Source organism: Vibrio sp. 970, assembly GCF_033339075.1.
Genome location: NZ_JAWOTW010000282.1, coordinates 1 through 723, shown reverse-complemented (window position 1 = coordinate 723; position 723 = coordinate 1). Strand labels below are relative to the sequence as shown.

Annotated in this window: 1 protein-coding gene; it reads right to left on the bottom strand. The window is 47.4% G+C overall.

What is annotated here, in order from left to right; translation table 11 throughout:
• A partial coding sequence (locus R7Q11_RS26185) for an ABC transporter substrate-binding protein (RefSeq protein ID WP_318094457.1) occupies window positions 1-723 on the bottom strand: 723 nt, incomplete at both ends.

The following is a 723-nucleotide window of genomic DNA, read 5'->3' as shown; positions in this document are numbered from 1 at the left end:
CTGCTTGGTAATCGAGCTTGATTTCAGAATCGCCATTCACCACCGGAGGTAATGGTTCTTGCGGGTGGTCGAGCACCTGTTCAAGTAATCTAGCCGCTTCAACACCTTGGCGATAACCGCTTTGAATCACGCCGCCCACCGCGCCATGACCCAAACCTACGTCGTGTACCATAAACAATGGCGCGTTGGAGGCCTTGTTGATCTGAATCCAGTCACGTTCGCTGCCGACCACGCCATCTTTGTCGCGGTAGTAAGTCCAAAACAGCACCACATTTTCTTTATTGAGTTGAGCGATTTTTTTCTTCAATGCTTCAACATTGTCAGGGACAAGTTGAGTGATCTTGTTGCGATAACGGTCATGTTGTTGGATAAAATCGTCAATCTCGTCGCGAAGTATCGCACCAGTCACCGAATGATCACTAATGATGTAAATCTGCTTATTGTCTGGATGCAAACGCTCGATCAGCGCTAAGTTCGCTTCTAAATCGACGTTCTCAATCACGCCGGTTGCGTTAAGTGATTGATGAAAGGAAGGACGGTAATTGTTGATGCCACAGAAAATCACTGGCGTGTCTTTGATCAACGGCGCCAAGTGCTGCATCAATTCCAATGCATTGTTGTCCGTCACCAAAATGGCATCAAAACGCTCATCGCTCAACTTAGTGCGATAGAGCGATTCGAGCTGAGTAAAAAACTGCTCGCTCTGGTTACGCTTGGAATCCA